General features: G+C 46.5%; 13 protein-coding genes and 1 pseudogene. 5 read left to right on the top strand and 9 right to left on the bottom strand.

Features of this window, described 5'->3' with window-relative positions; genetic code table 11:
- Positions 1-296 precede the first annotated feature (296 nt).
- The 4 genes from H6F77_RS21675 to H6F77_RS21655 form a co-directional block, all read right to left on the bottom strand.
- The gene (locus H6F77_RS21675) at positions 297-632 is read right to left on the bottom strand and encodes a YlxR family protein (protein ID WP_190490988.1); all 336 of its coding nucleotides are present in this window, start codon (positions 630-632) and stop codon (positions 297-299) included.
- Between the two features lie 101 nt (positions 633-733).
- Positions 734-2,008: a transcription termination factor NusA gene (nusA, locus tag H6F77_RS21670; RefSeq protein ID WP_190490987.1), complete on the bottom strand. Its 1,275-nt coding sequence runs from the start codon at positions 2,006-2,008 to the stop codon at positions 734-736.
- Between the two features lie 83 nt (positions 2,009-2,091).
- Positions 2,092-2,553: a ribosome maturation factor RimP gene (gene rimP, locus H6F77_RS21665; RefSeq protein WP_190490986.1), complete on the bottom strand. Its 462-nt coding sequence runs from the start codon at positions 2,551-2,553 to the stop codon at positions 2,092-2,094.
- A 594-nt stretch (positions 2,554-3,147) separates the two neighbouring features.
- On the bottom strand, positions 3,148-4,593 hold the full coding sequence (locus H6F77_RS21655) for a hypothetical protein (protein ID WP_309228898.1): 1,446 nt from the start codon (positions 4,591-4,593) through the stop codon (positions 3,148-3,150).
- A gap of 534 nt (positions 4,594-5,127) precedes the next feature.
- Here H6F77_RS21655 and H6F77_RS21650 point away from each other — a divergent pair.
- On the top strand, positions 5,128-5,775 hold the full coding sequence (locus H6F77_RS21650) for a peptidoglycan-binding domain-containing protein (protein WP_190490984.1): 648 nt from the start codon (positions 5,128-5,130) through the stop codon (positions 5,773-5,775).
- A gap of 20 nt (positions 5,776-5,795) precedes the next feature.
- Here H6F77_RS21650 and H6F77_RS21645 read toward each other — a convergent pair whose 3' ends face one another.
- Positions 5,796-6,683 (bottom strand): SDH family Clp fold serine proteinase, encoded by an 888-nt coding sequence (locus tag H6F77_RS21645; RefSeq protein ID WP_190490983.1) that lies wholly within the window; start codon positions 6,681-6,683, stop codon positions 5,796-5,798.
- A 237-nt stretch (positions 6,684-6,920) separates the two neighbouring features.
- Entirely contained in the window at positions 6,921-8,312 is a 1,392-nt protein-coding gene (locus tag H6F77_RS21640) for a malic enzyme-like NAD(P)-binding protein (RefSeq protein WP_190490982.1), read from the bottom strand.
- Positions 8,313-8,452: 140 nt separating this feature from the next.
- Between H6F77_RS21640 and H6F77_RS21635 the strand changes: the two genes are divergently transcribed.
- Both H6F77_RS21635 and H6F77_RS21630 read left to right on the top strand, forming a co-directional pair.
- Positions 8,453-8,890, top strand: a complete 438-nt coding sequence (locus H6F77_RS21635) for an SRPBCC domain-containing protein (RefSeq protein WP_190490981.1) — start codon at positions 8,453-8,455, stop codon at positions 8,888-8,890.
- Positions 8,891-9,140: 250 nt separating this feature from the next.
- Positions 9,141-9,773 carry a hypothetical protein gene (locus H6F77_RS21630; RefSeq protein WP_190490980.1) on the top strand — a complete coding sequence of 211 codons (633 nt, stop codon included), beginning with the start codon at positions 9,141-9,143 and terminating at the stop codon, positions 9,771-9,773.
- A gap of 63 nt (positions 9,774-9,836) precedes the next feature.
- Here H6F77_RS21630 and H6F77_RS21625 read toward each other — a convergent pair whose 3' ends face one another.
- The 3 genes and pseudogenes from H6F77_RS21625 to H6F77_RS21615 form a co-directional block, all read right to left on the bottom strand.
- A complete protein-coding gene (locus H6F77_RS21625; RefSeq protein ID WP_190490979.1) occupies positions 9,837-10,622 on the bottom strand; it encodes a DUF6816 family protein in 786 nt (261 codons plus the stop codon).
- Between the two features lie 79 nt (positions 10,623-10,701).
- Complete coding sequence (locus H6F77_RS21620; RefSeq protein ID WP_190490978.1) at positions 10,702-11,103, bottom strand: ChuX/HutX family heme-like substrate-binding protein; 402 nt, start codon at positions 11,101-11,103, stop codon at positions 10,702-10,704.
- A gap of 294 nt (positions 11,104-11,397) precedes the next feature.
- Positions 11,398-11,844, bottom strand: a pseudogene (locus H6F77_RS21615) (methyltransferase domain-containing protein); the annotation flags it as partial.
- A 234-nt stretch (positions 11,845-12,078) separates the two neighbouring features.
- On the opposite strand from H6F77_RS21615, the gene H6F77_RS21610 reads away from it, so the two are divergent.
- A complete protein-coding gene (locus tag H6F77_RS21610; RefSeq protein WP_190490977.1) occupies positions 12,079-17,325 on the top strand; it encodes a CHAT domain-containing protein in 5,247 nt (1,748 codons plus the stop codon).
- A gap of 851 nt (positions 17,326-18,176) precedes the next feature.
- Positions 18,177-23,600, top strand: coding sequence for a CHAT domain-containing protein (locus H6F77_RS21605; protein WP_190490976.1), 5,424 nt, complete (start codon positions 18,177-18,179; stop codon positions 23,598-23,600).
- Positions 23,601-23,770 lie beyond the last annotated feature (170 nt).

Raw genomic sequence — 23,770 nt, 5'->3', positions numbered from 1 at the left:
TATGACTAGATGCTTGAACGACCCTTTGCTCCTCTGCCTACTGCCTAATGGGTTTAACCCCTTAGCCGAAAACGGCGTATTTAAATAATGGATAAGAAACCGATCAAAGCGGGCCTATTCACAGCAAGCCAGCTGGCTGCCCCTAGAAGCGCAAAACACTTCTTCTCTAATCTGGCACAAATCTTTAAAAAACTGGGGCGGTTTTCCCGACTCTCTGCCTGACGTTGCTTTAACAATGGCTTGATTTCTATTTTGACACTGACTAGCCTCCATGAGAACAATTTAAATTTACATCTTTATTTTGATTTTAACGATTGTTTGACGTGGGTGGCGTCTGACGCAAGGCGGAAGGTTTCCCCTCCGCTTTCACATCCACCGTCTTGCTTCTCGGCTAGACGCTGCCATAAGCTTTGATACAGTTCTTCTGGAACCGGGGCTTTTAGCGTGTTTCCCAACCGATTCTTTTTCCTAGCCGCTCCTAAACAGTTCGCCTGGGGACAAAGGTAAGCAGAGCGCCCCATCCCTTGGTCTAATTGTAGCTGTCTAGATGGATAGACTCTGACAATACGCCAAAAAGACTGTTTTGGTGCCACTTTGCGGCAACTTACACATCGCCGATAGTTAGGTTGCATAGAAAATCGGAAGGATATCCTCAACTGTCAAAGTTATGCCGACCGCCGCTGTGACTTTTTAAGAATTCTTAATTTTATATATAAAATTAAGAATTCTTGCTTCATACTTCAGCCTCTTCCTCCTCATACTCTGCCTCAAAATCCTCCATTACTGGTAATGAGTTTTCCAAAGCGTCCTCATCCTCATTTTCGTCTGCTATGGCAGCTTGTTGTACCTCTTGGATTTTGGCGCTTTCGGCGGCGTAGTCGTACTTGGCAATATCTTTGATGTCGATTTTCCAACCAGTCAGGCGGGCTGCCAGACGCACGTTCTGCCCTTCTTTACCGATCGCCAAACTCAACTGGTCTTCTGCAACTAATACATGAGCTTGACGCCCTTCGGGATTAATTAGACGAACTTCATCCACGCGGGCGGGGCTGAGGGCGTTAGCGATGTAGGTAGCTGGGTCAGGCGACCAGCGAATAACGTCTATTTTTTCACCCCGCAATTCATTAACAACTACTTGAATGCGGGAGCCGCGAGCGCCGATACAAGCGCCAACTGGATCTACATCTCGCTCCAGTGTATCAACAGCTATTTTCGTCCGGGGGCCAACATGACGAGAGGGGGGATTGGCTTCCCGCGCTACAGCCACAATCCTAACTACTTCGTCCTCAATTTCTGGTACTTCGTTGGCAAATAGATAAACTACCAAACCTGCGGCGCCTCTGGAAACGACTAGCTGGGGGCCGCGATGGGGGCCTTCGCGCACTTTTTTGAGAAAGACTTTAAATGTAGCGCTGATGCGATAGTTGTCATTGGGGAGCTGTTCGCGCTTAGGAAGTTCGGCTTCTACCTCTGGCTGACCGAAGTTACTACTAACAGCAACGATCGCTGATTGTCTCTCAAACCGCAGCACCCGTGCTTGTAGCACTGTTCCTTCTAAGTCCTGAAATTCCTCTTGCACAAGTTTGCGCTGCTGGTCTCGCAATTTTTGCGCTAGCACCTGCTTGGTCTGAATTGCTGCCATACGACCAAATTCTCCTTGGTCTGGCGTTACATCCAGTACAACCGAGTCGCCCAGTTGAGCCTCATCGGTAACTTTTTGGACATCTTCAAGTGAAATTTGATGGTCGGTATCCCCGACTTCTTCGACAATAATTTTGGTGGCCAAGATGCGGAACCCTTCTTCTTCGACATCAAGATCGACTTCAAAGTTGTCGAAGTATTCTTCTTCAAAATGGAAGCGGTCGAGACGTTGAGCGCGGCGATAGCGCTCGTATCCTTTCAAAAGCGCTTCTTTGAGGGCGGATTGTACTGCGTGGCGCGGTAAGTTGCGCTCTCGGCTGATATTGTCGATCAGGTCTTTAAGCCCAGGCAACTTAACTATTGACATAAGCAAAACTCCGTGAATTTTAGATTTTAGATTTTAGATAATGGACTTGAATCTAAAATCCAAATCCCTGCATCCAAAATTTACTAGCGGCGGTCGTCCAGTTGTACCCTGGCAATCAGAGTTCGGGGAATTGCGATCGCTCTTCCCTTTTGATTTAGGTAAACGGCTTGCTCATCCCGGCCCACGAGCTGACCGCTCCACTCTTGCTTGCCCTCAAAGGGTTGTGATGTGCTAACTATCGCGGGAAATCCCTTGAAGGATATAAACTCCCTATCTGTCGTCAACTGCCTCGATATACCAGGACTTGAAATCTCCAACACGTAAGCATCGGGTATGATATCTGACGCATCTAACGCTGCCTCCATTGCCCGACTCATCCGTTCGCAGTCATTCAGACCAGTGTCTGAGTTGAGGTTGCGGATGTCTACGCGCAGCACTGGCGGGCGTTGGTTAGTGTGAAATACTGCCCCGACCACTTCCAATCCCAGTTCTTCTGCCACTGGTGTCGCTAAATCAATTATTTGTGGAATTAGGGGGTGAGTCATTCAATATTCCCAACAAAACAGAACTCCAAAAAAAAAGTGGGCAGTAACCCACCAAAGCTTTACTGTACTGTCTCAGTAATTTTGCAGCTTTCCTCGCTAACTTTTACCGGAGGCAGTGCCGATGCCATTTGGTTGAGCGTAGGAACGTGCGCTCCTGCACTCTTTGCTTGTTACCAAGCTGCTCTATAAGACTTATGAACTATCTGGCAGTTAGTGGAACTTTCTCCCTAGATATTTCTGCTTACTTCCTGCTTCAATAGAAATCTTCAGCAGACATTTCTCTGCACAAGCTCTACCGGGTCTAGCCAAACGCTGTTTGAAAAAGCGCCTATTGGCTTGGTTTTCAGACATTTTTGCTCAAAACCCAGTATAGCTAGTTGTCCTGGAAATGCAAACCAGATGCTTGTAAAACTCAGCGAACGCGCCTTACAATTAAGCCGCGCCCGTTTTTACTTTTACCGCAAATACCCGAGCTTAAAGAAGCTCCCTGCAAAATTTTTTACAAGAAGCTCTGTGACGAATCTGGGTTGATTCGTCTCTGTTTTGAGTTTAACGCAATCGGTACCTTAGTGGCGAGTCCCTACCCAATTGGGTTTAACGCTTGACAATTTGGCGGATACTTCTTGTTTGTTCTAATATTTGCTCTAAATCTTCTTCAGACAAGCGCTCGACGTAATTTATTTTAATTTCCTCCAGAAAATCAGTAAGTAAAGACTGGAGTTTTGGCAGTGTATGCTGTCTCTGCACTTCAGATCCGACGGCTTCGCTGAAGTGTTGCACCAACCGCCTGAATATTTCGTCGCCAACGGGATCGTCTTCTAGGGCGGCAATTAGAGTGTTGTAGGCTCCTTGGGAAATTTCTGCCACAAGTCGCTCTGTCATCTGAGTGGGTAAGTGTCCCAATCCTGGAACGTTCTGGAGTCCTTGGTAGACGGGAGACTGGTTGAGAATTTTCTCAATGTTGTGTCGCAGGAGAGCTTCCACGTCGGGCATTATTTTAGGCATGACTTGGTGGACTGTCAGGTTCATCATCAACTTGGCGATCGCTTCGACTTCGTTGATATTGTTGATGTCAACGTAGTCTTTTTGATCCCGTTGTGTCAGCCACCGGACAAATTCTCCTCTCTGAATCGATCCCTGTACCTGGTTAATCACCCGGATAACCACTATTTCCGCTAATTCTCCAGCAAAATTGGCTACGAACCCCCTGTTAAATTGGGTTCTTACTGTGTCGAGGTTTAAGAATTCTGCTTGATGGAGGCGTATAACAACCGGGATCGCACGCAGCCACCGGAAGATAGGTAATAGCAGTAAAATGTCATACCACCGCCACAGCATAGCTTCTAGCCAGCTAATACCACCGTGACGCCTGTGGAGGATGTAAGTACGCAGCAGAAATTCGACGGCAAATAGGCTGAAAAACCAAATGTCAATCTGCCAGAAAAAATAATCGATAGGCTCGCCGTTTTCCCAAATTGGGCGGAAATAATTAGCTGCTATCAAAGGCTGAATTTTACTATCGTAAAATTTAATTTCTTTTTGCCAGCCTTGTTGGGCTAAATAGGGCTGACTCCAGAAGGTTGTGAAAGATTGTTTGGCAGATTCGTTGCGCATCCGATAGCGCATCCGATTTTTGATTTTTTCCAACGTCCCTGTCTTATTCGCTTGTGCAAACGGATTGGTTTCAACCATTTCCACGCTCAAGCCTTGCAATTCCTTCAGTAAAGCTTCCACCTCTGGTGACTGCAAACCCGTCTGCTGCACCTGAGCTTTAAGTTGCTCTACCGTTTTCAAATATCTTTGTGTATCTCTATGCTCTTCAATACCCTTAACCGGGTCATACACTTCTGTTAGAACGCGAGCCTCCCGGAAGTATAAATCCCTCCAAGCTATATAGCTCAAGTCAAATAGCACCACCCCCAAGTTTGTCAGTGCTAGAAGCGCCATCACTCTTTCAAACCACAACTGACGGCGGGATGGTTTGTTTTTAGCAAGCTTTCCAGTTGACACGACCGAGTTGCGAGCGTTTGTTTCTGGCATATAATCTATGTCCGGTATTTTCGCGCCTATTTTATTGTATAATTTTTAACATTATTATTTTTACACTTTTTTTCTTAAGTGTTAGCTTGCATTCAAAAACAGCTTCGAGTTATGACTTTGCAAGGCGTAAATATAGTGACAGTTAGTATAGAAAATAACAAAAAAATAGCGATCGCAGTTTAAGTATAGATTAATTTAAAACACTTTGATAGCGACGCCATATGTGCAAACGTATCCCCTTAGACAGACGCAAATTAGCCAATACTTCCATAATTAACGGTTGTTGATTTTCCCTCACCCGATGCAATCAAAGGGGTACTGAATCTTAAGCCAACAAAAATAAGTTTTTTGTTGCTTGACAACCATATGAGGGAGGATGAAAGCAGGGCAAGTGGGGGTTCCTTTCTGTAATTAGGCTAAATACAGCCTAAAAAAAAGAATAATGTCCTAGAAACACCCCAAGAACCCTTGCGCCATCCTAAAATGTAGCTGTTTCGACTATTTTGCTAAATAGTCCAGTGAGGAGTTTGAATTATGTGGTCTAGATTTGGAAAAACGACAATCGCTGTTGTTACGTTGGGTTTAACAGCAAGCGTAGTTAGCTACCAAGTTGCTTTAGCCGTGCGCAACCGGGATTACACCCCAAGCGAGTTTCGCGGCTTCTTACGCGGCTTTGGGTATAACGTCACCCCCGGAGATACTCTCACGGATGCTTCATCTAAACAGGCTGTCCGCCAGTTTCAGCAGGGCTACAAACTACCAACTGATGGCACAGCTAATGCCCAAACCCAAAATTTAGCAGCAGATTTGACAAAAAATCTTCAGGGCAGCTTGAACGTCGTGGTTAAGCCGAATCCTCGCTTACCCCGCAACCAGTTTTATGGCCCGCGAACTGAATCAGCCGTCAGGCAGTTCCAGAAGCAATACAACCTGCAAGAAACGGGCGTTGCCACCTTGCCAGTCCGTCAGAGACTGGATGTAGAGGCAAAAAGAGCGTTGGGAATTAATACGAACGCGGCTCCCTCAACTTCAACCCCACCAGCTCAACAGCGTCTTAATACTCCTACACCAGACACCAGCCCATCGCCGGAGCCAAGTCCAGAGATGACACCCGAAGCAACTCCAAGTCCATCGCCTGAAATGAGTCCCAGCCCATCACCTACAACAAGTCCCAACCCATAGGTTAAACCAGGTTCAAATTTTTACAACCGAGCTTGTTCGGGCAGGGGTCTTCCCTTGGGTTCGGGTAAAGCGGGGCGGGGTTCGTAGGGCATGGGAATGTACTGTACGCTCGGACGCCCGCCCTGGGGCTGTGGGTACAACTCCATCAGATCGTAGATGGAGTTGGGCAAGCCCACAGTAACGGGCAGACCCAATTCCGTCGCTTCTTCCACCATGATGGGATAGTCGTGGGTGACGCGCCCGGTCGTGATGGCTTCGACAATTCGCTCGATATTTTCTGGAGCGATTTTTTGTTTGGGGATACTGTCTTTCAGGAGAGTCCGCACAAACCGCTGCACTTGGTCAATGGCTTTGCGCGACAGGTCTGCCATAATTAGCGTTTGGTCGTCAATTTCACTAATAGGCTTTTGTTCGACGACTTTGAGGATGCTGGCTGCTGCCATATTTCCCAGTTGGGGATCGACGGGGCCTAAAACGGCGTTGGCATCCATGACAATTTCATCGGCTGCGAGTGCTAACATTGTGCCGCCGCTCATGGCATAGTGGGGCACAAAAACGGTGACTTTAGCGGGGTGGCGAATTAGCGCCCTGCCAATCTGCTCGGTTGCTAAAACCAAGCCGCCGGGGGTATGGAGAATTAAGTCAATGGGTACATCGGGCGGTGTGAGGCGAATTGCACGTAGTACCTGTTCTGAGTCTTCGATGCTGATGTAGCGGGATATGGGAATTCCGAGAAAGTTGATTGATTCTTGGCGGTGGATGAGCAAAATTGCGCGACTATTGCGCGATCGCTCAAATTCTCTTAAAGCTTGAACTCTTCTAGATGCTACCTGGCGTTGTTGCAATCCAGGCAAGAACGAAGACAGCAAGAGAAGAACCCAGAATATGTCAAAAAAACTAAAAGTCATTATTTATTGGTAAAAAACGCACTAATGCCCTTTATTGTTCCTATTCTTGTGACGTAAAGGGTCTATCTTTAGCAGTAAGGTGGGCAGGCGTGGACAATCTATAAAAATTATGATTTTTCGGACAAATGTTCAAAATTTGCACAAATCTGGGCGATCAACAGTAATAAACAGCCTAAAAAAAGGGCTAGGGTAATGCTTTGGTGGGCAGTGCCCACCCTACAAAACTTTTAACTACCGTTAGCGTTGGGCGATGCCTTCTTGACGGGCGGCGGCTTGTACGGCTCCGGCGACTGCTGTCACTACGCGGGGATCGAATACAGATGGGACGATATACTCGCGGTGCAAATCGGAGGGTTTGATCAGGGAAGCGATCGCGTTTGCGGCTTCTAAATACATTGTGGTAGTAATCGTAGAGGCTCGACAGTCCAAAGCACCGCGAAATACACCAGGGAAGGCGAGAACGTTGTTGATTTGATTAGGGTAGTCGCTGCGTCCGGTTGCCATAACAGCAACATATTCTGTGACTAACTCCGGCTGAATTTCAGGAATGGGATTAGCCATAGCCATCACAATCGGAGCTTTTGCCATAGAACGCACCATTTCCGGCGTGACGACTCCAGGTGCGCTAACGCCTAAAAATACATCTGCTCCCTGCATAGCGTCTGCTAAGTTGCCGCTGGCTTCTACAGCAAATTCGCGCTTTTCTTCGTTTAAGTCAGAGCGACTGATGGCGAGAATGCCTTTAGAGTCGCACATAGAGATGTGTTTTGCGCCAGCTTTACGCAACAGGCGAGCGATCGCTACTCCGGCTGCACCCGCACCGTTAATTACAATGCGGATATCCTCCATTGATTTTTTCACCAACTTGAGCGAGTTGATCAAAGCCGCTAGGCTGACTATGGCTGTGCCGTGTTGGTCGTCGTGAAAGACTGGGATATCTAATTCTTTTCGCAGCCGCGCTTCTATCTCGAAACAGCGGGGGGCTGCTATATCTTCCAGGTTGACGCCGCCAAAGACTGGGGCGATGTTCTTCACTGTCTGGATAATTGCTTCTGTGTCTTGGGTGTCCAGACAAATGGGGAAGGCGTCAATCCCGGCAAATTCTTTGAATAACATAGCTTTGCCTTCCATAACTGGCAGCGAGGCGGCTGCACCCAAGTTGCCCAGTCCCAGGACGGCGCTGCCATCTGTGACAATGGCGACGGTGTTTTGTTTGATGGTAAGGCTGTAGACTTGTTCTGGATCTTCAGCGATCGCCCTACAGATGCGACCAACGCCGGGGGTATAGGCCATTGCCAAATCCGCCTGATTTTTCAGGGGAATTTTACTTGTAATGGCAATTTTGCCGCTGCGGTGCAGGTTGAAAGTGCGATCGTAGACATTGATAATATTGACATCTGGTAGCGACCTGACCACTTGGACAATTTTCTCGGCGTGTTCGCTACTGGCAGCGTCTACAGTGATGTCGCGGAGGGAAATTTGACGAGTTTGCTCGATCAGGCTGATTTGACCGAGATTGCCACCAAGGGCAGCGATCGCCTGCGTGACGTTTGCCAACATCCCGGCGCGGTTGGGGACTTGCAAGCGAATCGTTAAACTGAAGCTAGAGTTGGGTGTAAGTTCTACCATGCTGTCTCGATTTTGGATTTTAGATTTTAGATCTTAGATTGAATTTAAAATGCCAAATCTAAAATTTAAACTTACACCTAGCCTAAAGGAGCCACAACTTAGCAATTGTACTCAGTTACACCAGTTTGAGCAGCCCCACGATGGCGAGTTTGTATGCAGAAATTGAAATAAATGCTTCTAAACAAAGGGTTTGGCAGGTTTTGTTCCAAAAAGAACACTGGAAGCACTGGAATACATTTTTATATGACCGAGATCCCTCTGCGCCTTTTAAGCAGGGGCAAGAAGTTGTACTTTCTCTAAGGCGTCTTCCTGGTGAGGAGGAGACAGAATTTCAGCCTTTGGTAACTTTGGTACAGCCTGGGGTGTGTCTTAGTTGGGTTGCGGCTATTTCTGGATATCGCAATGAGTATGTATTTGAGCTGCAAGAAATTGGCGTTAATCGGACTAAGTATATTCACAAGGACAATTATTCAGGATTACTCAGCCGCGTTTTCCTCCCTTGGATTCGGCAAGATGAGCAGCAGGGAATAAGGCGAATGGCGCGTGAGTTGAAGCGCTATGTTGAATTTCATGCTTGATCGCACTTTAGACTTTTGGGGGTGAGTTTTAGGCTGCTTAGGGGTTTGTCTAGTTACAAAAACTGTTACCAGCATCTTTATAAGATCAACTGCGTTTAGGATGATGTTTAAGATAAGACTCCTTAGACCAGAAACCGTGCAACCCTCATTTGCACGGTTTTTCGTATTGTTGGATACAGACTTTTCAAAATCTAAGAACTAGGGCTACATTAAGCAAGCAACCTTCTAATTTGTTTGTGAGGCGGTATATATGCACCTGCGTCTGAAGTTACTCAGCCTTATTGCTACAACACTGATGCTGTCGCTTAGTTCTGTCTTCCAGATGCCGCTTGCTAACCTAAAAATCTCAGGTGCTTTAGCATCTGAGGCAGGGATATGGAAGGAATTCTCTCCCAAGGAGGGGGGGTTTAGTGTCTTGTTGCCCGGTACACCTGTTGCACGGAAAGAAGCTGCGATCGCGGAGAAAAATTTAGGTGATTCTCAGCTGTACGTTTTGGTACTAGAAGACGAATCAGGGGTATATGGGATTAACTATGAGGAGTTTCCGAATTTACCACCCCAGTTAACTCCCGCTCAAATTAATACGCTTTTAAATGCTTGGCGCGATGACTTTGTGAAGAACAGCAAATTAAGGGGCGATCGCCCTATTACCCTAAATGGCTATTTGGGCAAAGAAGTCGAAATCGAAGGTGCTGATGGAGTCATCAAAGCTAGGATTTATTGGGTGAATGAACGCCTGTATAGAGTATTCGTGGTGGCAGATTCGGAGGAAGGTTTTGCTGATGGTGGTGACAAGTTTCTAAATTCGTTTAAACTAATCGCAGGTAGTGCTAGGCAACTGTCAGGTAGCCCAGCCGCAACAAACAACAAAAAACCCAAGTGACAATCGATTTTTGCGAGACGGCGGGGCGATCGCTATTAGTGTGAAAGATGCATGCGATCGCTTCTATTGCGCTGGAACTAATTCCAATTTATAGCGATAGAGTGCGACTGGTCGCTCAACAGCTTTAAAATAATCAGGCTCTTGAGGCGATAAATAAACTGCTGTCACTTGATCGGCCTCAATAGAAGAATCAAGCCGTTGATAATCTGTTGTCGTTTCTACTGTATTGAAATAAATTTGAGGCGGCTGGCGAAAAACTTGTTGTGCGACTTCTGTGGCAACAAAATTATCTGGGGCTGGTGTCTCACTTGCCCTACCAGTAATGACAGAAACTAACTGGCGAGCGCTTGTTAATGAGGTAATCTGCCGATTAGGAGAATTAGGATCTACTTTGACAGATTTAATAGCGCGATCGCCTAAATATGCCCTCGCTATATTCAACCCATTAAACACCCGATCTGCCACTACTTTTCCAGCACTTTTAGATTTTTCATTTTGTATTGTGGGTTGAAAATGCCAAATTGAGTAGTGAGAATTATTTGGGCTAGCTGCTTCAAATCTTACCTGGAAGCTAACAGGCTGATTTAGATGTCGTCTATTGCTTTCAAACCCAGGCGTCACCACTTCTGGTGCTAGCGGCGCAACCAAATCAACCAACGTGCTAGTAACATTCCAAGTGCCTTCCATCCAGTCTGGATAAATTAAATCCCCCTCAGCCACCTGCACTGGCGGCTTACCTTCCCAAGCGGAAAACTGCGTCAAACGGTTAGCCAGTTGCCCCGCTTGCGCCTCACCAGCCAACAGCAGCAACGCCAAACACAAACTTAAAATTGCTCTCACAATAACCATTACCAATCAATCAATAGCAGTAGGGTGGGCAATGCCCACCGCATAGGCAATTGGTGGGCATTGCCCGCCCTACTAAAATTCATAATTCAACTGTTTCTGGTTCCCAAACTTCACCGTATTTTTCTCTTAGCGCCTCCCAAGCTTCCACTTGACCCGGTTCGTATTCACCAGGCTTACCCCACTGCAAAAATGCACTTAATGCTGGTTCCTCTTTCTCATCCAGAAAGCGAATCGCATATGTGGTGAAATTGCCTCGTTTCGCTTCACCCGTTTCAAACTTCACCCGCGAAATTGCATCCATATTTAGGTGAAATTCAAAAACGTCTGCGTGCATATTAGCGTACTTGCCCTTGGGCAACTCTGCATAAAACAGCTTTGTTACTCTTCCGCGCACTTCTAGAACTGCTGCACTGCTTGTCACAATTAGACGCAGCGTTCCCAGGTTCTCGCAAGCTTCCAAAAATTCTTTTAAAGTAGCCATCAGCTTCGGTTGAAAGGTTGAAAAAGTTAAAATTACGCTCGGTCTGCTTTACACAGGATATACCATAAGGCACATATAATAGTCGTAAATTTCGTGAAGGCGACATCCCCGACTTCTCCAAGAAGTCGGGGATGTGAACTCCTGGCATCTGACAACTCAAATAGGATTGCTATATCAGTTTATATTTGTGTTAAAAAATACCCAGCGATCTCTATCTGTCGTAGCGATACGCAGCGCCAAATAATTCAATTTTTTTTAGTATAGCTAGCTAATGAAGATAAATTGAGGGTTGTTTTATAGGGAATTTATTTCAATGCGCGGCTCAATTATTAATTCTTTTTTGCGGTATTTTATAGGGTTTATTGCTTTAAGCTCAACAAGCATTTCTATAACTATATTTCTGTATGTATTAACCTCAAACATAATTTGCTCGGCTGTTTTACCTTGGTGTATATTAGCGTCTACTAGCAAAATAATTTTTTCAGTTAACCAATCGCCTCTATAGCCATAGTCGGCTTTAAAGTAGAAAGGTTGTGAAAAAAATCCAAATGATTTTAAAAAATATTGCTTAACATGGGTGGGATCTTCAAAGGCATCGTCGCTGGAACCATAGGGAAGTCTAAATACAGCCTTGGCATTGGGTTTGGCAATTCTATGAATTTCTTCCATAAAAGGAAGAGGTTTATGTAAATGTTCAATAACATGACTTGCCAAAAATTCATCAATGCCATTATCTTCAAAAGGTAAGCTAGTCTTTTGATAATCATCTAAATCGGAATAATATCTACGCCATCACGAGCAACTATATCTAGATTAATCCAGCCTTGCAAAATATTTTTACCGCAGCACAAGTGCAGGTTTGTAATATTTGTTGCCATTTTCTTTCTAAACTTTAATATTTAAAATGGGGTCGCGATCGCTTAAAAAGTTGAGAAAGGAAAGTAGTAAATTATACTAACACGCAGAGAGAAGGTCATGGCAGCAACAATTTCTATAGTCATAACCACTTATAACCGAGAGCGTTACTTGGGCGACGCGATCGCCAGCGTTTTATCACAAACTAGAGGCGACTTTGAGCTGTTAGTTTGGGATGACGGTTCTACAGATGACTCGCTGGCGATCGCTAACTCCTACGCAAAAAGCGATCGCCGCGTGCGAGTAGTAGCAGCAAAGCATCAAGGGCGTGTTGGTGCATTGAAAGCAGCGATCGCACAAACAACCGGGAAATACCTTGGCTGGGTAGACAGCGACGATTTGTTAGCACCAGCAGCCCTTAAAGAAACAGCAGCCATTTTAGATACCCAGCCAGAAGTCGGTTTAGTTTATACCGACTACTTGGATATGGAAGAAACAGGCAAGATTAAAGGCTACGGCAAACGCTGTCACATTCCCTATTCCAAAGATAGGTTGCTCTTGGACTTAATTACTTTTCATTTCCGGCTGATCCGCCGCGATGTGTTCGACCAAGTGGGAGGAATTGACGAGGAAATCGCCTACGCTGAAGACTACGATATATGCTTGCGGCTTTCTGAAGTCACATCAGTGGGGCACGTCAAAAAACCACTTTATTACTACCGCCAACACGCACAAACTTCCTCCCGACAAAACACCCAAAAACAGGCTGAAGACTCTGCTAAAGCCATTGCGAGGGCAATCCAGCGCCGAGGATTGAGCGATCGCTTCCAAGTAGAACTGCAAATTTTTAGCTATTCTCCCTTCCAGTACATAGTCAAAATAACTCCTATAAGTCAGGCAAAAGCTTTTAGTAATTCTGTCTTCGCATTTCTAAAAAAAGCCTGTAAAAAGTGCATCACTCAAAAGTTTTTCTTACCACCCCTTGCCTCTTGCTTCTTGCCTATCGCCGTTTGCTTTTCTCCAAACTTTGCCTTAGCACAAAATATTATTCGAGCAGATGACGGCACAAACACCGTTATTAATGAGAATGGCAACCAGTTGAATATCACTGGCGGCAGCCTTTCGAGCGATAAAACCAATCTCTTCCACAGCTTTACCAAATTTGGCTTAGACCAAAATCAGATAGCCAACTTTCTTTCTAACCCTGACATCAAAAATATCCTGGGGCGGATCAACGGCGGCGATGCCTCGATTATTAACGGCTTAATTCAGGTTACGGGCGGCAATTCTAATTTGTATTTGATGAACCCAGCGGGCTTAATATTTGGCACTAATGCCCGCCTCAACGTACCCGCTGATTTTACAGCTAGCACAAGCGATCGCATTGGTTTTGGTAACAATAATTGGTTTAACGCCTTTGGGCAAAATAACTTCGCCGCCTTAAACGGAACGCCCAGCATCTTCACCTTCAACTCAATCCAGCCTGGAGCTATTATCAACTCTGGTAACTTAGTTGTGAAAGAGGGATATAACGCAAATCTCCTGGGCGGCACTGTTATTAATACCGGAACTTTGACAGCGCCCGGAGGTAATATCACCGTAGCAGCCTTACAGGGCGGCAAGTGGTTACGCATCACCAAACCCGGACACCTGCTAAGTTTGGAAGTCCCCCAGAGTCAAATCTCCCACGATCGGTCCCAAGTTCCCAATTCTAAATCAGTAGCAGAATTGCTGACGGGAACAGGTGGAAGCAGTGCGGGAGGATTGAGCGTCAACGGCAAAGGTGGAGTGGTTCTGGCTGCTTCTGGAATTGCAGTGCCAACAGACGCAGGGACTAATATTTTGTCTGGCAACTTGAATGTATCGAGTCAGACAGGCGGCAAAGTAAATGTCTTAGGCTATAAGGTCGGTTTATTTGGTGCTAATATCAACGCTTCCGGCACAAATGGCGGCGGGACGGTGCTGATTGGCGGCGATTATCAGGGCAAGGGGACAGTACCGAATGCGATTCGCACCTTCGTAAGTAAGGATTCTATTATTTCTGTCGATAGTCTGCTTAACGGTAATGGCGGTCGTATTATTGTCTGGGCTGATAAATTTACAGGATTTTTTGGCAACATCAGCGCCAAAGGCGGCAGCAATTCCGGCGACGGTGGTTTTGTTGAGGTTTCGGGTAAGGAAAATTTAAATTTTAACGGTAAGGTCGATACTAGCGCTGCCAAGGGGAAGTTTGGCACCTTACTGTTAGATCCAACCGATATCACAATAATAGATGGTGCTGGACCGGGAACAGGCGATAGCGCACTTCCAGATATATTAACTACTGACTTCCCCGGTACTGCGATCACGATTTCGGAACAAGCACTAGAAAGCGCAATTTTCTCTGGTGATGTTATCCTCCAAGCGACTAACAATATCACCATCAATAAGCTCACTGACGCCACATTGAACTTTAGTGCTAGCGGTTCAACTAGATCGGTTACTTTTATTGCTGACTTTGATGGCGATAAGGTTGGAGCTTTTTCTATGGATTCATCAGATACAATCCGGAGTAATGGCAATAATGTAACGATTTCCGGAGCAAGTATATCTGCTGGGATTATTAATACCAGCCGTGCTGGTGACAATGGGGGGAAAATTAGCCTCACAAGCACGGCAGGAGCTATTATTACTAACGATTTAATAGGCTCTGGTTACAGCGGCGGCGATATCGTGCTTGACTCTAAAGCAAGCATCACCACCCAAATAGTTGATGCTAATGCTAATACTTTTGATTTTACTAATTTTACTAATGGAGGCAATATTTTATTCACTGCTGTTGGTGACATTACTACAGACGGAATCAATTCGTCTGCTAACGGAAATCAATCTTTTAACACAACAGGTGGTGAAGTTAATCTAACTGCTGGGGGTAGTATCAAAGTACAAGGAGAAATTTCTTCTAGGGCATCAGGATCAGGTTCTTCTGATGGTCTTATCTCAGCTACGGGTGGCAACGTAACCCTAAAAACCTTAAATAATGGCGGTAACATTAACTTTATTGCCATTGATGCTGGAAGCACAGCTCAGTCGTTTACCGCCGGATCCCAGGCTACAGGCGGCAATGTATTAATTAGCGCCAAAGGAACAGTTCAAGGCACAGGTTCGGGAAATACAATTGATATCCAACCAATAGCAACTGCTACAGATGCAACTACAACTGTCATACTTGGAACAGTTACGATTGAGCATGATGGTGGGCCAAACAACGCTCCATTTATTGTGGGTGATGCAAGTATTAATGGCCTAGCAGGAGCTATTAATATTAATGGCACTACGTTTTCATCCGGAACATTTGCAGTACTTCCAAATGACGGAACTGCTAGCGGTACTCCTGCTGGAATTACCATAAATTCATTTAATACTCCAGCAACACTACCAGCTAGTTCGTCACTAGCAGGCGCTCAACAAGATCAGCCATTTAGCTTTACTTATACAGATTTAAATCCTAGTGCTTCAGATACAAACGCTGATAATACAATTATAGTTATTGATGCGATCGCGCCTGGAGGAACGCTGACAATAAATGGGGTTCCAGTAACGGCGGGAACAACTATATCTCCTGGTGATAATTTAGTTTATACTCCGCCAGCAGGGGTGAGTGGTGCAATTAATGCTTTCACGCTCAAAGCGAGCGATCGCGCTTCATTTTCAGCGTCGCAACAGGTGACATTGATTGTCACCGCATCACCTAGCCCATCACCTAGTCCATCACCTAGCCCATCACCTAGTCCATCACCCAGCCCATCAACCAGTCCATCACCCAGTCCATCACCCAGTCCATCACCCAGCCCATCACCCAGTCCATCACCCAGTCCATCACCCAGTCCATCACCCAGTCCATCACCAACACCAACTGTAATACCAACGCCAACACCAACTCCATCATTGCGGGATAAGCCACCGCAAGAGACAGGCGCACAAAAACTATCAATTGATACCGTACCTTTTGCTGAAATTGACTCTGTTAGCGCCACGTTTGATGAGCCATTCACGCGCCAGTTTGAACTATATTTTGGGCAGCCGGCGGATACTCCGATTAAATCTCTAGCAGAAACCCGCGAGATTCTCAGCCAAATTGAGAAGGCAACTGGTGTTAAACCCGCGCTTATCTATGTAGCTTTTGTACCTTCAACAGTTCCACCAGCAGCGGCAGTTAAGGAGAATACTGTTAGCGCGGGACGAGATATACTTTGGAGCTTTAATTCTCAAGGATCTGCGTTAACACAACTGGCTGAAAATTCGGGTAAACCTTCAGAAAATCCCAAATCTCAAATCCCTATTCCCAAATCGGATACAGACCAGCTGGAACTGATAATGGTGACAGCAAAGGGGCAACCAGTGCGTAAGCGCCTAAGTGGTGCGACGCGCGAGCAAGTCATCAAAAGCGCCCAGCAATTCCGCTCACAAATTACTAACTCCACCAGAACGAATCGCTACCTAACTAGCAGCAAACAACTTTATCAATGGTTGCTCGCACCTCTAGAAACAGATTTACAAGCGCGAAGCATAAACAATCTGGTGTTTATCATGGACTCTGGCCTACGCAGTCTCCCTATTGCTGCTCTTCATGATGGCAAACAGTTTGTAATAGAAAAATACAGCGTTGGTCTAATGCCCAGTCTCAGCCTTACCGATACTCGTTTTGTTGATATCAAAAAAGCTCAAGTTTTGGGTATGGGAGCCTCGCAATTTGCTAACCAGAACCCCTTACCCGCCGTCCCTGTAGAGTTATCTATTATCACAGAGCAGTTGTGGCCTGGTAAGTCTTTCCTCAACCAAGGCTTTACGCTAGATAACCTTAAAGCACAACGCGCAAAGCAGCCTTTTGGAATCATTCACTTAGCAACTCACGGTGAATTTAAGCCTGGAAAACCCAACAATTCCTATATTCAACTGTCAGATACGCAGTTAAAACTAGACCAGTTACGACAACTAGGTTGGAACGACCCGCTAGTCGAGTTATTGGTGCTAAGTGCCTGTCGTTCAGCACTGGGCGATGAAGAGGCAGAGTTAGGCTTTGCGGGGTTGTCGATTGCTGCAGGGGTGAAAACAGCCTTGGCTAGTCTTTGGTACGTCAGCGATGAGGGAACGTTGGGACTAATGTCAGACTTCTATCAACAATTGAAAAAAGCCCCTATTAAAGCAGAAGCTTTGCGACGGACGCAAGTAGCAATGCTTAAGGGACAAGTACGTTTAGAGGGAGGTCAACTGCGTACTTCTGAGGCGTCTATGCCCCTCCCGCCGTCTTTAGCAAAGCAGGGAACCCAACAGCTAACACACCCCTATTTTTGGGCGGCGTTTACTACAATTGGCAGCCCCTGGTAGAATAGCATTCGATGCTGCTATCTAAGGCTTTTTAACAAATAAATTATATATTATTAAAATAATAATATATGCCTATTTCTAAAAAAGTTTCTAACTCTAGAAAGACGAATCCTCTCGTAGGTTTTATCAAAATTAATTATTAATAACTTGTGAGTAGCTTTCCGATGTCACTTGGTTCCGAGAGGCGAAGCGCAGTATCATCTAGATAGCGGGCATCGGCATATTGAGGCACAAGCTAGGTTGCCAATGCCAGACAATGGGTTTTAAAGACGAGATCGTATAACAAGGGCTTTGCCTAAGAGTTGAGTTTTAGACTTGTATTCATAGTTTCTGTTTCCGGTTTCATCGCCATGAACAATGAACAATAAACCATGAACAACAGTCTACTAGGGAGTAGCTCCTATCTAACCAACCCGTAGTGCATCTCTAAATTCTGGTTGTGTATTATAAAACAGACAAATTGGCGTTGATATTACTTTTGGGGAAAATAAGTTTTTTTTCTATCAAGGAAGCAAAAAACAGGAGGTAAGTGTAAATACTCAAATTTTATGTATATATGGTGCCTGTTGAGGGATGCGCTCGCTCCAGTCTTTGGGAAAATTAAACAAAGAACGATAAAAGCGCCCGAAGTCTGTAAGGCCTTAATCGAGACAAATACGGCGATCGCGTGTTAAACACTAATTGGTATGTTCTCATTTTTCAGTTGTTATTCGGAGACCCGGCTCTTCCCCGTATCTAATATATAGGGGTATGGCTGTGTAGATGCTTTGATGAAAGGCGCTGGATATAGAATCAGCTTATGGTTCGCGGCCAACTCTTTGTGTGGTGGAAACCTACCCGCACATAGCGGTTTGGCATCTCAACAATCAAAAATTAAAAGTAACAATAAATACAAAAAAGCGGCAACCTTTTTTGCCCTTGTTCCCAGCCTCACGGTGGGAATGGTTTGTCCTGGTTTGGTGCAGGCACAAACAATAGTACCAGCAGCCGACGGCACCAACACTATTGTCACTCCCAGCGGAAACAGCATTGACATCAGCGGAGGGCAAAGTTCCGGGGATGGAGCCAACCTGTTCCATAGCTTCACTAAATTTGGCCTCGACTCTGGTCAAGTCGCCAACTTTCTGTCGAACCCAGCTATCCGAAACATACTTGGGCGCATAAATGGCGGTGACGCTTCCATTATTAATGGCCTTATTCAAGTCAGCAATGGCACCTCCAACTTATTTTTAATCAACCCATCTGGAATTGTATTTGGCAACAATGCCAGCCTGAACGTACCAGCAAGCTTCAGCGCTAGCACTGCTACAGGCATCGGGTTTGGGAATAATAATTGGTTTAGTGCCACTGGCTCTAATAATTACGCTGCCCTTGCAGGAACGCCTAATACCTTTGCCTTCAACGCATCCCAGCCGGGAGCTATTATCAACGCGGCACCGCTAGCGGTGGGAAGTGGGGGAAATTTAAGTTTAGTAGGTGGAACAGTTGTTAGTACAGGACAGCTATCTGCGCCAGGAGGGAAAGTTACTGTCGCAACCGTACCAGGCTTAACTCTAGTGCGGCTTACCCCAGCAGGATCTTTGTTAGGTGTGGAAATTCAACCCCTGACAACAGATAGCAGCCAGCCAAACAACTCGACGCTGCCAATTGCATCCCTCCCTTCTTTGCTGACGGGTGGAAATGCCAGCAGCGCTACACAAATAACCAAAAACAACGACGGTAGCCTGCAACTATCTGGCTCAGGTATAGCTATCCAAACCGGAGATGTAGTAGTAGCGGGGGGAAATGTCACAGGAGCAGGGGCAAGTTTATCAGCGAACCGTAATCTAACGTTAGTAGAAACTAAACTTCAAACAGCAGGAGACTTGAATCTCTTTGCACAAGATACAGTGCGAATACGGGATAGCGTCGCAAATCCCTTTCTTGCTAAAACAGGGGGCAACCTCTACGTTGAGGGCAAGCAATCAATTGATATTCTGGCGCTAAACCATACCAAGACTGAAATGCCGTTCCAGAGTGGCGGCAACACCAGTGTGGTTACAGATGGAATTGCTTCTTTGGATGCTCACTTTTCCAGCGGTGGAAATTTTTACCTGCTCAACTTATCAGGTGGCTTAGGTAAATCAATCAGTCTCTACGACCCAATTTACAAAGTAGATGGAGACTATAATTTTGGCGATTACACTGGTGCTGCACTGAAGGTAGAAGCTGGCGGCAATATCACGTTTGGAAATATTAAAATTACCCAACCAGATACCGCCGCTAGTATTTCTGAGAACGATACAGATTTCAAGACTTTAACTACCACTCCCGCACTGATATTGAAATCAGCAACTGGGAGCATTACCGCAGGCGATATAAATACTTCTGGCGAAGTTAAAGGCGATGGCGGGCCAGTTATCATGTCCGCCCAAGGCAATATTACTGCTGGAACTATAACTTCGAGCGTAAAGGGTGGAAACAATGGCGGTTCTGTCAGTTTGTCCAGCAAGGCTGGAAACATTATCACTGACAAGATAAATACAACCGCTGTTGGTCAAGGCAATTCTGGTAATGTAACGTTGCGCGTCGATGCAGGCAGCATTAAGTACGGCACTATAAATGCGACTCATTCTGGTAATCCAGGTAAGGGCAACCAAGGTTATCCAGGCAACATTACATTAGCAAGCAAGGGAAGTTCTCAATCGGTTACGGGGGGAGCTGTTCTATCTCCCATCCCCAGCCCAATTCCTACACCAAACGACGGAAATAGCACTAACAACCCGCCGTCCGGTACTGGCGACACTACTCCACCTACGGGAGATAGCACAAGCAACCCGCAGCCTAATACTGGTGACACTAACCCGGCTACGGGAACAGGCACTAGCAACCCAACTACGGGAGATACCACTAGCAACCCACAGCCTAATACTTCTGACACTAACCCACCCACGGGGACAAACACCAGCAACCCAACTACGGGAGATAACGCCAGCAACCCAATTCCAGGAACGGGTAATAGCACCAGCAACCCGACTACGGGAACTGGCAATAGCACCAGCAACCCGACTCCCGGTAATAGCACCAGCAACCCGACTACGGGAACTGGCAATAGCGCCAGCAATCCGACTACGGGAAATAGCGCCAGCAACCCGACTCCCGGAACTGGCAATAGCACCAGCAACCCGACTATCGGTAATAGTGCTAGCAACCCGACTCCCGGAACTGGCAATAGCACCAGCAACCCGACTATCGGTAATAGTGCTAGCAACCCGACTCCCGGTAATAACACCAGCAACCCGACTATGGGAACTGGTAATAACACCAGCAACCCGACTATGGGAACTGGTAATAACACCAGCAACCCGACTACGGGAACTGGCACCAGCAACCCGACTACGGGAACTGGCAATAGCCCCAGCAATCCGACTACGGGTAATAGTGCTAGCAACCCGACTCCAGGTAATAGCGTTAGTAACCCGACTACGGGAAATAGCGTTAGTAACCCGACTACGGGTAATAGTGCTAGCAACCCGACTACGGGAACTGGCAATAGCGCCAGCAATCCGACTACGGGAAATAGCGCTAGCAACCCGACTACGGGAAATAGCGCTAGCAACCCGACTACGGGAAATAGCGCTAGCAACCCGACTACGGGAAATAGTGCCAGCAATCCGACTCCAGGAAATAGTGCCAGCAATCCGACTACGGGAAATAGCGCTAGCAACCCGACTACGGGAAATAGCGCTAGCAACCCGACTACGGGAAATAGTGCCAGCAACCCGACTACGGGAAATAGTGCCAGCAATCCGACTCCAGGAAATAGTGCCAGCAATCCGACTCCAGGAAATAGTGCCAGCAATCCGACTACGGATAATAGCGCCAGCAATCCGACTACGGATAATAGCGCTAGCAACCCAATAACAGGAATAAACACAAACTCGCAGCCAGGAAATAGCGACACAAATCCAACTACGGGAAATAACACAAACCCAACTACGAGCAATAACGCCAGCAATCCACAGCCGAATAATGGCGACAGCAACCCACAGCCAGGAAATAACGCTAGCAACCCGCAGCCAGAAAATAATGCTGGCAACACCCAGCCGAAAAATGGCAATGGCAACTCGAACCCGTCTGGCAATGGCAACTCGAACCCGTCTGGCAACAGCGACAAAAAGAACCAATCTGACAACAGCGACAAAAAGAACCAATCTGACAACAGCGACAAAAAGAACCAATCTGACAACAGCGACAAAAAGAACCAATCTGACAACAGCGACAAAAAGAACCAATCTGACAACAGCGACAAAAAGAACCAATCTGACAACAGCGACAAAAAGAACCAATCTGACAACAGCGACAAAAAGAACCAATCTGACAACAGCGACAAAAAGAACCAATCTGACAACAGCGGCAAAACTAATCCCCCGGGTGTCAGCACTAAACCTAAGAAGCAGGGAGATTGCCCGGGCAAACAGCAGGGAGATTGCACAGGCAGCGGGCCTGCTAGAAATGGTATGGGCTATGGGCGCGATAGAAATGGTAAGGATAACTCGGTTAGAAAGGACACCGACAACGTGCCAGGAAACGGTGTGAGTAACTCGCTTGCAAATGGTGTGGGTAGCTCGCCTGGAATGGACTCAAACAACATTGGTGGTAATAAACCACTAGGAAACACTAACAATAGGGATGCGCTAACTACCCCAGTACAACAGTCTCAACCCAGCATGGGAATAGGTCAGGAGAGTAACGATGTTAGGTCTTTACCGCAGGCGGCTGGCGATTCTGCACCTAGTAGACAGGTAAGTGGCGAATCTCAATCTTCTGAGCAGGGGAGTGGCGAGGCTACGTCTTCCGATCAGGGGAGCGGCGATTCTTCTGCACCTGTAGCGAAAAAGACTGGCTCGGCACGCCCGCAGTTTGTAATCTCCAATGCAATCAGTTCACCAGATGTTGCCCATGTTGCGGCGCTGGATAAACAGTTCAGTACTGAATGGCAGGAATATTTTGGGTCGTCCGCTAACATTCAGGCTGCTAACTCGGTGGATGCAACGCAGATTTTGGACAGCGTACAGGAAGCAACGAACATAAGATCGGCGCTGATATATGTAGCTTTTGTGCCTCCAAATGGTATATCCCAAGACGCAAGGGCAGGCAAAAATAGCTTGCTTTCGGGGACGAATAACGCACAGAACACCCCACAAGTCAAAACCAACACTGGGGGAAATCAGATGGATGCCCCCAACCGCATGGATCAGAAGCTCGACGAACTGGATGTGACCGTGGTGATGGGTCATGGCCAAGTGATTCGCAAGCGCATAGTTGGAGCTACGCGATCGCAGGTTCTCCGAGTCGCTGCTAAATTCCGCTCGGAAGTGACTAATGCCCGACGACCGCTTAGCTATCAAGCTCCAGCCCAACAACTCTATAACTGGCTGGTATCACCTATAGAAGGCGATCTACAAGCCGCTGACATCAATAATCTAGTCTTCATCATGGATGAGGGTCTGCGTAGCCTTCCGGTCGCAGCTTTACACGATGGTAAAGGATTTCTGGTGGAGCGCTACAGCGCGGGCTTAATGCCCAGTCTCAATCTCACTGATACCAAATACCGCGATATTAGGAACTCGCAAGTCATGGCGATGGGAGCGGCGAATTTACCTAATCAAAGACCCTTACCTGCGGTACCCGTCGAAATTGAGAATATCACCCAGCACTTGTGGTCGGGTAAATCTTACCTAAATTCAGCCTTCACATTTGATAACTTGAAGTCGGCACGCAGCCAGCGTCCCTTTGGAATTGTCCACCTAGCAACTCACGCCGAATTCCAGGTAGACGATCCCAAGCAATCCTATATTCAACTTTGGGATAGCAAACTGCGATTGGAACAATTGAGCCAGTTGGGTTGGAACGATCCACCAGTTGATTTATTGGTGCTAAGTGCATGCCAAACAGCGCTGGGCGATCGCAAGGCAGAATTGGGCTTTGCTGGCTTGGCTCTCCAGAGCGGAGTAAAATCGGCACTCGCTAGTTTATGGTACGTCAGCGATGAAGGCACTTTGGGGCTGATGACTAACTTTTACGAGCAATTGAGAAAAGCCCCCATCAAAGCCGAGGCGCTGCGACAGGCGCAGTTGGCGATGATCAAGGGAGACGTTCGTCTAGAAAATGGGTATCTGCTCACTCCGGGTGGCAAGGTGCAACTCCCCCCGGAAATGGCAAATCTGAAAACTACAAAGCTGACGCATCCATACTACTGGGCGGCTTTTACCATGATTGGCAATCCTTGGTGATTACTAGGTGTAATTGCTAATTCTTAATAGGTCAATCGGTAAGTTAAACGTGGATAACTACCTTTTGACCTAGTTAACTAATGACTTCTATATAAAAAATATGTAACCCTAGATAGAAGAGGCTCTCAACCAATTTTTCTAGAAGTAAGGGTTATGCTTAATAAGTTTTA

The organism is Microcoleus sp. FACHB-831, from assembly GCF_014695585.1.
Taxonomy (GTDB): domain Bacteria; phylum Cyanobacteriota; class Cyanobacteriia; order Cyanobacteriales; family FACHB-T130; genus FACHB-831.
This window is presented reverse-complemented; position numbering and strand designations above follow the sequence as displayed.